Below are 13008 nucleotides of genomic sequence, written 5' to 3' on the forward strand. Positions count from 1 at the left end.
GACAGGGGCAAGGCCCGCCCACGACAAGGACCGCGCACCGGACGACATCCTGCGTCGTCCCGCGCGCGGTCCCGGTCCTCAGGTCCCGCCCGTCAGTGGCGGCCGTCCTCCGGAGCCCGCGGCCCCGGCGGAGTGACCGTCTCGCCGGGGATCACCCGGGGTTCCCGCTCCGGGCGCCCGTCGTCCGTCTCCTTCATCGCCCGGCCCTCCGCCTTGAGGACGCGGGCCGCCTTGCCCGCCGAACGGGCCAGCTCCGGGCCCTTCTTGACGGCGATCACCACGGCGATCACGACGAGCACGACCGCCAGTTCACTCAGACCGAACACGCCGACCCCGCCCCCCGTGTCAGACGTTCACGCCGAAGTCGGCGGCGATGCCCGCCAGACCCGAGGCATAGCCCTGGCCGACGGCGCGGAACTTCCACTCGGCGCCGTTGCGGTACAGCTCCCCGAAGACCATCGCCGTCTCGGTGGCCGCGTCCTCGGACAGGTCGTAGCGGGCGATCTCGGCGCCGCCCGCCTGGTTCACCACCCGGATGAACGCGCCCCGGACCTGGCCGAAGCTCTGGCCCCGGTTCTCGGCGTCGTGGATGGAGACCGGGAAGACGATCCGCTCGATCTCGGCGGGCACCCCGGCGAGGTTCACCTTGACCGACTCGTCGTCGCCGTCGCCCTCACCCGTGAGGTTGTCACCGGTGTGCTCGACCGAGCCGTCCGGGCTGGTGAGGTTGTTGTAGAAGATGAAGTGCCGGTCGGAGACGACCTTGCCCGAGGCGTCCAGGAGCAGCGCGGAGGCGTCGAGGTCGTAGTCGGCGCCGGTCGTGGTGCGCACGTCCCAGCCGAGACCCACCAGGACCGCCGTCAGCCCCGGCGCCTCCTTCGTCAGCGACACATTGCCGCCCTTGGACAGCGAAACCCCCACAGTCGTCCTCCTCGTTCGAGCTGTTCTGCGTAGTCACAGCGGTCCATGCGACTCTACAGCACTGTAGAAAAGTGGGGTGGCGCGCTGCGGGCGTCAGGTGTCCTTACGATGGACCGCCTGCGAAGCGCACGGCAGCGGAAGGGAGACAGGACGTGACGGATCACCGGCGTCCCCGGCGACGGGGGCAGGGCGAGCTGGAGGTACTGGTCCTGACCGTGCTGCGGGAGGCGGACGGACCCGCGACGGCGGGCTGGGTCCAGGAACGCCTCGGCGGCGGTCTCGCGTACACCACGGTGATCACCATCCTGACCCGGCTGCTGGACAAGGGCGCGGTCACCCGGGAGCGCGCCGGGCGCTCGTTCGCCTGGACGCCCGCCTCCGACGAGGCGGGACTCGCCGCCCGCAAGATGCGCAAGGTGCTGGACGGCGAGCAGAACCGGGAAGCGGTGCTGGCCAGCTTCGTCACCGCGCTGGAGCCCGAGGACGAACGGCTGCTGCGCGATCTGCTCGGCCGGGCCCGGGACGACGAGCCGGACCCGCGCGGCGGAGAGGGCTGACACCGCATGGGGGTCTTCGTCTTCCTGCCGCTGGTGCTGCCGCTGACCGCGTGGCCCGTCGCCCGGCTGGCCGAACAGCATCTGCACCCGCGCGTCGCCACCCGGCTGCTGACCGCCGTCGCGGGCGTGATGGCCCTGTGCAGCACGGTCTGTCTGGCCCTGCTGATGGTGGTCGGCACCGCCCAGCTCCCCGGCAACCCGCTCCCCGACGGCTGGTCCGACCCCGAGGTCCGCGAGGCCCTCCCGTACGACGAGGTGGCCGGCCGCGCCGCCATCCCGGCGCTGCTCGCCGTCGCCGCCGTCTGCGCCCGTACCCTCTGGCGGCACGGCCGGGTGCGCCGCCGCTCGCACCGGGCGCTGGCCGCGCTGCCGGGCACCGAGGCGGCCGTGCTGCCCGACGCCACGCCGTACGCGTACGCGCTGCCGGGCGGCGCCGGCCGGGCCGGGCGGATCGTGGTGAGCACCGGGCTGCTCGACCGTCTCGGGTCGGCGGAGCGCCGGGCCCTGTTCGCGCACGAGCGGGCCCATCTGGCCGCCCGTCACCACCGCTACCTGCTGACCGTACGGCTCGCGGCGCACGCCAACCCGTTCCTGCGCCCGCTGCGCACCGCCGTCGCCTACACCGCCGAACGCTGGGCGGACGAGGAGGCGGCCCGTACGGTGGGCGACCGCAGGGCCGTGGCCCGCGCCATCGGTACGGCGGCCCTGCTGTCCCGGGGCACTCCCGCGCCCACCCTCGCCGGGTTCGCGGCGCCCGGTCCGGTGCCCCGCCGGGTGGCCGCGCTGCTCGGCACCGCGCCGCCCGCGCCGCGCACCTGGCCGTCGCTGTTCAGCGGGGTCGGCGCCGCCGCCTGGACCGCCGCGGCGGGCACGGCCGTGTCCGCGCTGGCATCCGCGAACTCGGCCGTGACCCTGGTCGTCATCCTGCACGCGGCGACCCCGTTGTAGGGCCCCGCGCCTGTCAGAGGTCGAACTCGTGCGGTGGCAGGTCCAGCGCGTAGCACGCCTCCCGGACCACTGCCTGTTCGTCCTTGTCGAAGTCGCCGTCCGCGCCGCCGATCACGATGCCGATCTGGACGACGGCCCGTGCCTCGGCGGGCTTCTTCTTCGCCTTGGCGACCTCCTGCAACACACTCACCTTGCCGAAGGCGAAGTCGGCGGTCAGTTTGTCGACGTTCTCCTCGAAGCGCCGCCGCAGGTCCAGCGCGTCGAAGTGCTGCAACACCTCGTTGGTGGCGATGAGCTGGGCGACCCGCTGCCGCTCGGACGGGTCGATGGTGCCGTCCGCCGCGGCGACCAGCGCGCACATCGCCATGCTCGCGTCCCGGAACGCCCCGCTCTTGAGGTCGTTGCGCTTCGCCACGAGCTGGGTCTGCATCTGGGTCGCGGATTCCTTGACGCGGTCCCACAGGGCCATGAGAACTCCGTACTTCCGTTGCTTCGGGGGAGGGGGGTCCGCCCGGACCGGTACACACACCGGTCCGGGCGGACCCGGCCGCAATCTTCTACAGCTCTGTAGAAGATAGCAGCGGCGCTCACTCCTCCTCGCTGTCCCCCTCGTCGCCGCTCTCGTCGTCGCCCTCGAAGAAGTCCCCGACCTCGTCCACGACCTCCGCCGCGACCATGCCGCCGACCACCCCGACCGCGAGCCCCGCGGCCCCCGCCGCGACCACGGTCCCGATCCCCGGCCCGGACCGGCCGGAGCGGTGCTCGTCGTGCCCGTGATGACCCGCGTGCCCGTCGTGCCCGTACGGAGGGGCGTACGCCGTGCGCCGCTCGACCAGTTGCCGCACCCAGCCGTCCACCTCGGCGTTCCAGTCCCGGACGTCGTGGTGGCCCACGGTGAACCGGGCCAGCGTGTCGTGCCCCGGGGAGAACAGGCCGCCGCGCTTGTCCGCCTCCAGGACCACCTCCATGCCGCCCGGCGCGGCCAGGAAGGTCAGCTCGATCTCCTGGACCTGATGGGCGTAGGCGGGCGACGGGGTCAGCTCGATCTCCTGGTAGAAGGGCAGCGACTGGCCCGTGCCGCCGATCCGCCCGTACTCCAGATCGGCGGACCGGAAGCCGAAGCCCAGCTGCCCGAACGCCTCCAGCACCGCCTCCTGCGCGGGCAGCGGACCCACCGTCAGCTGGTCCAGGTCGCCCTTGTCCCGGGCGCCCGCCACCACCAGCTCGGTCCGCACCCCGAGCACGATCCCCAGCGGCTGGCCGTACAGCTCGGTGACCGGGGTCTCCCAGGGCAGCGGCAGGGCGAACGGCGCCGTCCGCTCCTCCCCGGCCGCCAGCCGGAAGGAGCCGCCCACGGTGAACCGCTCGAAGACGACGGCCCCCTCGCTCTCCCCGTCCTCGTGCTCCGCCTCGACCCGGGCCATCAGCTCCAGGACGACGGCCTCGATCTCGAAGTCGGCCTCGCCGCCCCTGAGCCGGACCTCGCCCGTCAGTGTGGCGCCGGGGACCCCCGGACCCTGCTGAAGGACCGTGTCCACCGAGGGTCCGCCCACACCGAGCGAACCGAGCAGCCGTTTGAACACCATCGCGGCGTCCACTCCTTTGCGTGCATCCGTTACGTGCATCCGTTACATGCCTGCGTGCCTGTGTGTACTCGCGTGCGCCGGAGAGGACGTCCCGGCGGCTCCGGGTGTCCTCTACAAGCGAGTAGAAGTTTAGGCGGGCGGGACGGACGGGAGAGCGGAGCGACGGCCGGGGACACCGGAAATGGCCGGAACCCGACGCGCCCGAACGCCCGGCGGACGCGCGGCCGGTGCGCCGGGGTCAGCGCGCGGTCAGCCGGATGACCGGGTACTGCCGCTCCGACTTGCTCTGGTACTTGGCGATCCTCGGCTGCGCCTCGGCGATCCGCCGCCACGCCCGCTCCCGGTCCGGCCCGTCCAGCCGGTGCGGGGTCACCGGCACCGGGGCGCGGCCGGGCAGCTCCACCAGGGCCCGCTCCGGACGGGCCAGGAGGTTGTCGTGCCAGTCCGGGTTGCGGGTGCCGCCGCCGGACGCCACCACCAGCCAGGTGTCGTCCTCGTCGGCGAGTCTGCCGCGGCTGACCGCTCCTGCTCCCGGCCGTGGTGAGGATCAGGACCTCCATGCCCATGAAATCGCCCTTGCCGCGCCGGATCTTGCGGATCATGCGGGCGTTCGCCTTGTGCTGCATCCACCGGGAGAAGGCGCCGGGCGTGCCCGGCCTGCGCTCGCTCATGGGGGCCACCTTCGTGGGTCGTCCTGCCGTGCTGTCGGTCATGGACCCACCGTAGGAGCGGTGCCACCGGCCCGCTTCTCGATTCCTGACGGGTCGACCCACGCCCCTCCACCAGCCACTGGCTAGGGTGACCGGATGCCGCTCGTCGAGATCACCCACGCGCCCCATGTCCCCGTCGAGACCCTGCGTGAGCTGGGCTCGGTCCTGCCCCACCTGGTCTCCCTGGCCGTCGAGTGCCCGGAGGAGCCCTACGACGGCGACCTCCAGCCGGGTGACGTGGAGCTGCGCTTCCGGGAGCTGGGACCGCTGGACCGCTCGGGGCTGGATGTGGTGATCGAGGTCCGGTCGAAGTACACCGAGAGCCGTGCCGCCGACCGTCAGGCGCGGGTCGACCGGCTGCACACGAGCGTGGCCGACGCGGTGGGGCTGCGGGAGTTCGGGGTGTATCTGTCCCTGCCGGTGGCCGCCTGGTCCCAGGGCGAGGACTGACCGGGCCCGACCCGGCGCCGGGCGCGCGGGTCGGGATCGGTACGGGTCATCGGGTGGGCGCCCGGCGTCGGGTCAGCGGGTCGGGCGCAGGAACTGCGGCGGGGTGTGGCGGACGAACGCCGGGTCCACCGGCCGGGGTCCGCCCGGACCGAAGTCCAGCACGTTCTGGTACTCGGGCCCGAACGCCGCCGCCCGCGCGTTGAGCTTGGCCGGGGTCAGCTTCTCCCAGCGCCCGGTGTCCACCCGCCGGTCCAGGGCGCGCAGGGTGAGGATCTCCTCGGCCGCCGTGTACGTGCAGTGCCCGCCGCGCTCCAGATACAGCGAGCGGAAGTCACCGCCCCCGTTCTCCTCGGCCCGGTCGGCCCACCAGGGCACCTGGCCGCTGACCGCGCCGCCGTCGCCGGTGGTGTGCAGGGTGATCGTCGGCGTCGGCGCCGTACCGTCGACCAGCCCGTACCGCTCGGTGTAGGCGAGTGCCGCCGGGTCAGGGGCGATCCGCCCGGCCCGTGCGAGGGCCGTCAGGTCCGTGTCCAGGTCGGCGTCCGTCCCGGCGTACGCCGCGCGGACCAGACCGCGCAGGCTGGACTGGGCGAGCTGACGCCGGTAGTCCACCCCGGTGTTCCCGGACGGGTTGCCGCCCGCCCGCGCCTCCAGGTCGAGCCGCCCCAGCGGGCCGAGACCCCAGGAGTAGGCCCCCTCGGTCCACTGCGACTGGGCCAGGACGCGCTCCTCGGTCGTGGTGGGCCGGGGCTCGAACGCCGAGTACCAGGTGGGCAGGTTGGCGACCGCCCCGGCCAGCGCAAGCCGCGCCCGCCCCTCGTCCGTCGTCCGCGCCCGCTGGACCGCCGTGGCCAGCGCCTCGGTGTCCTCCAGCGCCTCGGCCGGACCGCTCGGCCGCACCAGGTCGATGTCCGCGTCCGGTGCCAGCAGCGTGCGCACCACGAACTGGATGTCCAGTGCCGTGTTCCACGAGCCCGGGGTGTCCACCTCGCTGCACAGGCCCGCCGTGCCCGCGAACCGGTCGGGGTGGTGCTCGGCGAGCTGCCCGGCGATGGCCGCGCCCTGCGACATGCCGTGGCTGAGTGTGCGGCGCGGCGTCCCGAACGTGTCCTCGAAGTGGTCGAGCAGCGCGATCTGGTCCCTGAGCCCGTCCTCGACGGCGTACCCGGTGCCCCGGTCCCGGTACTCGGACGCGGCCAGCGCGTAGCCCTGGTCCAGCAGCAGCCGCTCCGTCTCCGGATGCATCGACAGCGCGACCCGTTCCGGCAGGAAGTCCGCCACGTAGTAGCCATGGCTGTAGAGCACCAGGGTGCCGTTCCAGCGCCGCGGCATCTCGATCCGGTACGGGGCGCCGTCGATGCTTCCCTCGTCGGTCCGCTGTCCACCGGACCGCTCCGCCGCGTACGCCGCCGGAGCCGGGAGGGCCGCGGCGAGCACGACGGTCACGGCGGTGGCCAGCAGCTTGGTCGCAAGGCGCATGGTGTGGTCTCCGTTCACTGGTCATCAGGTCTGGTGTGGAGTGAGACCGGTGAAGTCCCTGTTTCTCATCGCCGCGCGCCCATCTGATCCGCCGGGTCTCCGGATCAGCCCGTGAAACGCGCCCGCCACAGGTCGCGCAGCAGCGCCGTCTCCGCCATGTGGTGGATCAGCTCCAGGTTGCCGCCCGCCACGACGCCGATGAACGGGTCACCGGGGTCCGAGCCGTACGGGTACTGGGAGAAGCCGACGGTGTCGAGCTGTTCCTCGGTGACGGTGTCCAGGCTGTCGCGCCAGCGGTCCAGCACCGCCCAGAACCGTTCCAGGGCCAGGGCGGCGGACGGGGTGAAGTCGACCAGCAGCTTGGGGTCCCGCCGCCGTTCGCCGAAGGTCCACTCCCAGGTGCCGGCGAAGCAGAAGTGCAGATGGCCCAGGCGCCAGGCGAGCGTGGTGACCGGTGCCACGGTGGGCTCCACCGGACCGGTGTGGGCGAGGACCTCGCGTACCCGTCCGACGCTCACACTCCAGTCCTCGGCGATCCGCTCGACCGTCATCCCGCTCTCGACCTGCCGGGCGACCTCGGCGTACTCGTTCGCCGGGATGTCCGCCGCGGGCATGTCCAGCAGCCAGTCACCCGGCCCGAACGCCCGGGGTGATGTCACCTCGTCCCGGCGCCGGATCGAGTGACAACCGGGGACCGGCTCCCACAGGTACTCCTCGTCACCGAGCCCGGTCAGCCGCACCCACGCCATCTCCCGTGCCTTGTCGAACTGTTCGAGCAGTACGCCCAGCCGATCGGTACGCGCGCCGTCGCCCTCCATGGACAATCCTCCTGCTGATCACCGTGCGGACGCGTCCCTCGCCCCCGTCGGCGCGGAGGCTAACGGCCCGCCGCCCTGGGCCGCCACGCATTTCCTGCGCCGCCGAGCCCCACGGGAAACACAGGTGCGGTCCCGGTGAACGCCTGTCAGGATGCCCGGGGGGAGTGAGGACCTGTGAACGAGATACGCCGATTCCGGCGGGCACTGACCGAGGCGGCGACCGGCCGCGCGGACCCGGCCGGGGCCACCGCGACGGCCCGCGAACTGACCGGCGCGGTCCGTGCCGTCGTCCTCGTCGAGGGCCACAGCGACCAGGCGGCACTGGACACCCTGGCCGCCCGGCACGGCCGTGACCTGGATGCGGAGGGCATCGCCGTGGTGCCGCTGGGCGGTGCCACCAACATCGGCCGCTTCCTGGACGTGTGCGGCCCGCCGGGCCTCGGTCTGCCGGTCGCCGGACTCTGCGACATCGGCGAGGAGCGTCACTTCCGCCGCCACCTGACCCGGGTCGGACTCACCTCGTGCGGCGGTCTCGAAGCCCTGGGCTTCTTCGTCTGCGCAGCCGACCTGGAGGACGAACTGATCCGCGCCCTCGGCCCCGACGGTGTCCGGCAGGTCATCGACGCCCAGGGGGAGAGCCGCCCCTTCCACACCTTCCAGGGCCAGCCCGCCCAGCGCGAGCGCCCCGTCGCCCACCAACTGCGCCGCTTCCTGGGCACCCACAGCGGCCGTAAGGCCCAGTACGCCCAGGCACTGGTCGCCCAGGTCGACCTGGCCCGCGTACCCCGGCCGCTGGCCGGGCTGCTGACCCACTTGGCGTGAAGACGGTGCCCGTGGCTAACGCCGGGCGGCGTCCGCGTCCGCCGTGGACAGGCCGCCCCGCACCACGTCCAGCACGGTCGCCCTCAGCCCGGTCAGCGGGCGTCCGCGCAGGTCCAGGACCGGCTGGGGGTTCGACACACCCTGCGCGGCGAGCAGATTCATCAGCGCCCACACGAGGTCGGGCCGACCCGTCAGCGGATACTCCCGGCCGTCGGGCGCCACGACCTTCGCCGTGGTCGTCCCGGCCAGCAACTGAGTGCGCTCCCAGTCGACCACGTAGGAGCGGCCGTTCGGGGCGACCGTGAGGACGACCTCCTTGGTGCGGTGCAGCAGCGCGAGATAGCGCATCGGGACGGTCAGCCGCCGGGCCGCCTCGAAGGGGGGTGTGCCGTCCGGCGGATGGATACGCAGGACCGTGTCGAGCACCGGGCCGTGCTCCTGGAAGGTGTAGGTCGCGGTCATCTGGAGGAACCGGGCCCGGGTCAGCACACCCCCGCGCCGCGACCAGCCCGCGCCGACCTCGCCGAACCCCGCCGAGCAGCCGCCCGGCAACGCGTCCACCAGCCAGCGGATCTCCTCACCGGGCTCACTGACCGGCGCCTGCTGCTCCTCAGGCTCGGCCTCCCACCGGTCGGCCAGCTCCGTGTACCGCGCCGCGGTACGGGTGTCCAGCCTGCGCAGATCGATGACGTCCCCGGCCATGGCCACACCTCCGGCGGCCAGTGACACCCGCATCTGCCGCAGCAGCCGGTCGGGGCGCCGGGTCACCTCGGTCAGGCGGCCGTCCAGCCCGATCAGCCGGGACGTCCTGGTCCCCGCGAGCAGGGTGCTGCGCGGCCACTGGGGGAGCACCGCTGGACGCGGATCGGCGAACGGCCCGGTGCCCCGGGCGCCCGCGTCCGGGTCGACCAGCACCACCAGCCGCCCCGCCGTCACCGCCGACAGACACAGCGACGGCACCCGCCACGACCCGGTCACCTCGAACCCCTCGCCGCCGTCGAAGTCATGCACCCGCAGCCGCATCCACACCAGCGGGGTGAACTCGTCCGGAGTGGGATCGCCGCCGTAGGTGGTGTACGTGGCCTCACCGTCCGGGCTGTACCGCACCAAGGACGCCTCCAGCACATCCGCCCGGGTCAACTGGGCCCTGGCCGACCCGGGTTCGGAGCGCGGAGCCCACAGCACGAAGCTGTCGTCGGCATAGGTGATGTCACTGTCGCGCACCCGGTCCCGAAGGGTGATACGGGGATAGGCGTCACGTGTCGCGCGATACGCCATGACCGGTACGAACCCCAGTCCGGCCAGCCCCAGCACGAACGGGATCCAGGCCCACTGCTGGCCGTCCCGCCAGGCCACACAGCCGATGACCAGCGCGACCGGCGCCGGGAAGCAGCAGACCGCGGCGAACGCCAGTTGCCCCGCCAGCACACCGCCGTAACTACGCACAGCACCCACTCCACTCGATCCCGGCCCGGATGGCATACGTTCCCCGCGCTCGAAGGGCGACATGGGGACACAGACTGACTCAGTCCCATGGTCCCGCCCCCAAGGCCGCCGCGCCACCCTGTCGGGTGACTCATCGAGTCAACTCGGCCAACCCGTATCCCCTATGACCGCCGGACGGCCGCCGCGTGGTCCGCACGCCATCCCCACCACTGTCCGATCGGCACGGCACGGTGGCCGATCGGACCGCGCGGCCGGACGGTCGGCCGATGATTTGTCTCCATCGTGTACCTAGCGTGGTGCCTGCGGAACGAGGTGCCCGGCGCACCCATCCCACATACCGCCACGGAGGACGACCACCGCCGCGGTACCGCGACCAGCAGCACTCACCCTTGGGGGGACACACATGAGGGACACCACCGCCCGTTCCACCACCCCGGCCGGGGCGACCACGGAGTTCGCGCCGGACGTCATGACCCTGCTCCTCGCGGCGCTGCGCCGGGCCGTGCGCGCCGAGTCCGCCACCGTGGGCACCGACACCGTGCTCGGGGAACTGGTGTCGGGCGACACCGACGCCGGTACGGCACTGGCCCCCGGGATGCGCGCCTCCGGCTCACTCGCCGGACTGATCCGGGCCCACGCCGGTCAGCACTGGGCCTGCGACGACGAGACCGGCACCCACCCCGGCGCCGGGGGCGCGGCCCAGGACCGGCGCGACGACGAACAGGAGACCGACGCCACCTGGCGCGAGACCCGCTGGCGCTTCACCTTCGGCACCCGGGACTCCGGCCGTGACCCCGGCCGCGAACTGCCCGGCATGACCGGCGCGTTGCGTGCCTGTCTGCTGCTGGCGCTGCGCACCGCCCGCGCCGAAGGCGCCCACTCCGTGCGCTGCCGCCATGTGGCCCGCGCCCTCCTCGAGCTGCCGGGCACCCGCGCCCGCGAGGCCATGACCCTTGAGCGGCTGGACCTGACCGCCGCCGCGACCGCCCTCGACGCGCTCGACGCCCGCGACCGCGCCGACACCGGGACCGGCGGCACCGACACCGAGCACCCCGAGTCCGGTGGAGTCACCCTGCTGCGCCGGGCCGGGATGTTCGGCCGCGGCGGCAACCGGCTGACCCGCGCCTTCGCCTCCTGGACCGCCGGGTCCACGGTGAACGGCTCCCCGGTGGTGATGGCGGTGAGCACCGAGGCCGTCCGGCAGGCGGTACGGTCCGGACGGACCGCCGCCGCACCCGTCGACCTGATGCTGGGCGTCCTCGCCCTGGACCGGGCCATGCGCCTGGCCGGACACGCCTTCCCGGAGCCGCTCGCCGATGTCAACTCCGGCGCCGAGCTGCTGCACCGCGCCGGTGTACGGCAGGTGTCACTGGTCGCCGCGGCCCGCTCGGTGCCGCCCGGTGCCGTGCCCGAGGGCGAGCTGGAACTGCTGTCCGGCGCCGCCGACCACATCGTGTCCGTGGCCCGGCTCCTGGCCGCCGAGTGCGGCTCACCCACGGTCGGTACGGTCCATCTGCTGGCGGCCCTGCTCGACGACGAACGCCCGCCGCGGCCACAGGACCCCGCCGGGGACGGGATCGCCGTACTTCTCGGCTCCCTCGGCGTCGACGTCCCGGCGCTGCGCGCGGACCTGGGCCGTCACCGCGCCGCCTGACCCGCGGGGACCCGCGGTCCGGGCCCGCCGTCCGTATGACTAACGTTCCACCGGACACCCGGCGCGGCGCTCGGGAACCGGCGTGCGCGACGACCCAGGTACAGAGGTGACGAGGTGCACATGAGCCAGGCGGCGGGCGGAACACACCCGGCGCGACCGGACCCGCGGTCCTGGAGCCCGGTGGCCTGGACGGTCCGATGGGTGCGCCGGGCCGTGGCCGACGCCCGGTCAGCGCCGCGCCGTACGGTCGTCGCCGAGGGCTGGGCCGCCGTGCTCACCCTGGCGTTCTGTCTCGTGCCGTTGCTGCTGCTGCCCCCGGACCAGCCGGTGCTGGCGGTGGCGGGTGCCGTGTGGGCGGCGCTGCTGCTGCCCGCCCGGCGCGGCAGGCCGGTCGCCGCCGTACTGGGTGTGGTGCCGCTGCTGGTGGGGGTCAATGTGTGGGTGGTGGCGGTGGTCCCGGTCGTCGTGCTGTCCGCGACCCGCCGGATCACCCCCGCACGCCGGGCCTGGTGGGCGGTCGGCGCGGTCTGCGCGGTGGTGGGCGCCCTGGCCGCCGTCACCCTGCCGCGCGGGTCCGACGCGCCACCGCTGGAAGTCACCGGGATGGGTCTCTCCGTCGTCCTGGTCGTGGTGCTCCCGGCCGTCGCCGGGACCCTGCTGGGCAGACGGCGGCCCCTGGTCAGTCTGCTGCGGGAGCGCAACACCTATCTGGAGCAGGCCCGCGCCCTCACCGAGGCGGCGGCCCGTATGGAGGAGCGGAACCGGATCGCCGGGGAGATGCACGATCTGCTCGGCCACCGGCTGAGCCTGCTCTCGGTGCACGCCGGGGCCCTCGAACTCGCCGCCGGACGCCGGGCCCCCGCCCTCGTCGGTCAGGCCGAACTCCTGCGCACCACCGCCGGTTCGGCGATGGAGGAACTGCGCGAGATCCTCGGTGTGCTCCGCCACGCCGACCTCACCGGGTCCGGCGCGGGCACCGGCGCCCGCACCGGCACCCGCGAGGACGTCACCGCCCTGGTCGACGAGTCCCGCGACACCGGCAGCCCCGTCGCCCTGCACTGGGACGTGCCCGCCGCCGCCGAACTGCCCCCGGCGACCCGGCAGGCCGTCCACCGGGTGGTGCGCGAGGGACTCACCAACGCCCTCAAGCACGCCGGGGGCGCGGCCACCACCGTCGTCGTCCGGGAGACGGAGCCGCATGGGCGGACCGGTGCGGCAGGCCGGGCGGTCGAGGTGTCGGTGGTGAACGCCGCCCCGCGCGGCGCCGTCCGCTCCCACGGCGGCACCGGCAGCGGACTGGTGGGCTGCCAGGAGCGGGCCGCGCTGCTCGGCGGCACGTTCGAGGCGGGCCGCACGGCCGACGGCGGCTTCCGGATCACGGCCCTGCTCCCGGCGGCGGACCCACGGCCCGCCCGCACGCCGACCGCCGTGACGACCGCCGTGACGACCGGCACGGCCGGTGCCCGAGCCCCCCTCACCGACGAGATCCTCACCTGGCCCCGCGTCCTGGGCGCGGGCTGCGCCGCCCTGCTGGTGGTGCTGCCGACGGTCGGCTTCGTGGTGATGCTGCTGATCCTGGCCGCCATGGAATAGGTACGTAGGTACGTAGGTACGGAG

General features: G+C 73.7%; 15 protein-coding genes. 7 read left to right on the forward strand and 8 right to left on the reverse strand.

What is annotated here, in order from left to right; translation table 11 throughout:
• Nucleotides 1–92 precede the first annotated feature (92 nt).
• On the reverse strand, nucleotides 93–326 hold the full coding sequence (locus AB0D49_RS20175) for a twin-arginine translocase TatA/TatE family subunit (protein ID WP_362758968.1): 234 nt from the start codon (nucleotides 324–326) through the stop codon (nucleotides 93–95).
• Nucleotides 327–345: 19 nt separating this feature from the next.
• Complete coding sequence (locus AB0D49_RS20180) at nucleotides 346–921, reverse strand: TerD family protein (protein WP_362758970.1); 576 nt, start codon at nucleotides 919–921, stop codon at nucleotides 346–348.
• Between the two features lie 152 nt (nucleotides 922–1073).
• Here AB0D49_RS20180 and AB0D49_RS20185 point away from each other — a divergent pair, with 152 nt between their 5' ends.
• On the forward strand, nucleotides 1074–1478 hold the full coding sequence (locus AB0D49_RS20185; RefSeq protein WP_362758972.1) for a BlaI/MecI/CopY family transcriptional regulator: 405 nt from the start codon (nucleotides 1074–1076) through the stop codon (nucleotides 1476–1478).
• Nucleotides 1479–1484: 6 nt separating this feature from the next.
• On the forward strand, nucleotides 1485–2426 hold the full coding sequence (locus AB0D49_RS20190) for a M56 family metallopeptidase (protein ID WP_362758974.1): 942 nt from the start codon (nucleotides 1485–1487) through the stop codon (nucleotides 2424–2426).
• A 13-nt stretch (nucleotides 2427–2439) separates the two neighbouring features.
• On the opposite strand, the gene AB0D49_RS20195 is transcribed toward AB0D49_RS20190, so the two are convergent.
• From AB0D49_RS20195 to AB0D49_RS20205, 3 genes are all read right to left on the reverse strand, one after another.
• Nucleotides 2440–2895 carry a TerB family tellurite resistance protein gene (locus tag AB0D49_RS20195; protein ID WP_362758976.1) on the reverse strand — a complete coding sequence of 152 codons (456 nt, stop codon included), beginning with the start codon at nucleotides 2893–2895 and terminating at the stop codon, nucleotides 2440–2442.
• A gap of 118 nt (nucleotides 2896–3013) precedes the next feature.
• Nucleotides 3014–4012: a sporulation protein gene (locus AB0D49_RS20200; RefSeq protein WP_362758978.1), complete on the reverse strand. Its 999-nt coding sequence runs from the start codon at nucleotides 4010–4012 to the stop codon at nucleotides 3014–3016.
• 238 nt (nucleotides 4013–4250) lie between these two features.
• Nucleotides 4251–4490 carry a nitroreductase family deazaflavin-dependent oxidoreductase gene (locus AB0D49_RS20205; RefSeq protein ID WP_362758980.1) on the reverse strand — a complete coding sequence of 80 codons (240 nt, stop codon included), beginning with the start codon at nucleotides 4488–4490 and terminating at the stop codon, nucleotides 4251–4253.
• Between the two features lie 86 nt (nucleotides 4491–4576).
• Between AB0D49_RS20205 and AB0D49_RS20210 the strand changes: the two genes are divergently transcribed.
• The gene (locus AB0D49_RS20210; protein ID WP_362758982.1) at nucleotides 4577–4738 is read left to right on the forward strand and encodes a hypothetical protein; all 162 of its coding nucleotides are present in this window, start codon (nucleotides 4577–4579) and stop codon (nucleotides 4736–4738) included.
• A gap of 80 nt (nucleotides 4739–4818) precedes the next feature.
• Complete coding sequence (locus AB0D49_RS20215) at nucleotides 4819–5172, forward strand: hypothetical protein (protein ID WP_362758984.1); 354 nt, start codon at nucleotides 4819–4821, stop codon at nucleotides 5170–5172.
• A 72-nt stretch (nucleotides 5173–5244) separates the two neighbouring features.
• Here the strand turns inward: AB0D49_RS20215 and AB0D49_RS20220 are convergent, their stop codons facing one another.
• Entirely contained in the window at nucleotides 5245–6651 is a 1407-nt protein-coding gene (locus AB0D49_RS20220) for a hypothetical protein (RefSeq protein ID WP_362758986.1), read from the reverse strand.
• A 104-nt stretch (nucleotides 6652–6755) separates the two neighbouring features.
• On the reverse strand, nucleotides 6756–7469 hold the full coding sequence (locus tag AB0D49_RS20225) for a DinB family protein (protein WP_362758988.1): 714 nt from the start codon (nucleotides 7467–7469) through the stop codon (nucleotides 6756–6758).
• 174 nt (nucleotides 7470–7643) lie between these two features.
• Here AB0D49_RS20225 and AB0D49_RS20230 point away from each other — a divergent pair, with 174 nt between their 5' ends.
• Nucleotides 7644–8291: an ATP-dependent endonuclease gene (locus AB0D49_RS20230; protein ID WP_362758990.1), complete on the forward strand. Its 648-nt coding sequence runs from the start codon at nucleotides 7644–7646 to the stop codon at nucleotides 8289–8291.
• 15 nt (nucleotides 8292–8306) lie between these two features.
• Here AB0D49_RS20230 and AB0D49_RS20235 read toward each other — a convergent pair whose 3' ends face one another.
• Entirely contained in the window at nucleotides 8307–9737 is a 1431-nt protein-coding gene (locus AB0D49_RS20235; RefSeq protein WP_362758992.1) for a hypothetical protein, read from the reverse strand.
• Nucleotides 9738–10140: 403 nt separating this feature from the next.
• Here AB0D49_RS20235 and AB0D49_RS20240 point away from each other — a divergent pair, with 403 nt between their 5' ends.
• Both AB0D49_RS20240 and AB0D49_RS20245 read left to right on the forward strand, forming a co-directional pair.
• Nucleotides 10141–11391 carry a Clp protease N-terminal domain-containing protein gene (locus AB0D49_RS20240; protein ID WP_362758994.1) on the forward strand — a complete coding sequence of 417 codons (1251 nt, stop codon included), beginning with the start codon at nucleotides 10141–10143 and terminating at the stop codon, nucleotides 11389–11391.
• 201 nt (nucleotides 11392–11592) lie between these two features.
• The gene (locus tag AB0D49_RS20245) at nucleotides 11593–12984 is read left to right on the forward strand and encodes a histidine kinase (protein ID WP_362758996.1); all 1392 of its coding nucleotides are present in this window, start codon (nucleotides 11593–11595) and stop codon (nucleotides 12982–12984) included.
• Nucleotides 12985–13008 lie beyond the last annotated feature (24 nt).

The organism is Streptomyces sp. NPDC048290, from assembly GCF_040652095.1.
Lineage (GTDB): Bacteria > Actinomycetota > Actinomycetes > Streptomycetales > Streptomycetaceae > Streptomyces.